At 49.4% G+C, this 405-nt stretch carries 1 protein-coding gene; it reads left to right on the top strand.

What is annotated here, in order from left to right; translation table 11 throughout:
- Positions 1-23 precede the first annotated feature (23 nt).
- On the top strand, positions 24-405 hold a 382-nt coding region (locus A3761_RS07285), incomplete at its 3' end, for a hypothetical protein (RefSeq protein WP_156491710.1).

Genomic DNA, 405 nt, shown 5'->3' with positions numbered 1-405 from the left:
TTAGCCAGACAGGCGTTCCGCGTTTGGCCTTTAGCGCCTATTGGCAAAAAGTAGTAGAGCGACAAGTCGCTCGCCCACAGAAAAGCATCGCGGCCAAACAAGCGGCTTCGACAAGAAAAACGACGTCTCTTCATAAACCGGGCTCTTTTGATAAGCTGCGTGAGCAAATGGCAAGCTTTAGCTCGGCAGGAGAGCAATCCCAGGGGAATAAAAGAGCGGTCTCGAGTTATGAACAAACCTTGCTTGACCAAGTTCGGGAAGCTCAAGGCGACTTGTCTCCTGAATCAGAGATCCATGTTGAAGACAATGCTTTGGATTCCGGCGTTGAAGCTAGCGTTGAACGTTATGTTGAGCAAAAAGCAGAGCTAGTAGAGGAGCCGCTATCAGAGCATTCTGAAGATGCAT

This window comes from Oleiphilus sp. HI0123 (assembly GCF_001635315.1).
This window is presented reverse-complemented; position numbering and strand designations above follow the sequence as displayed.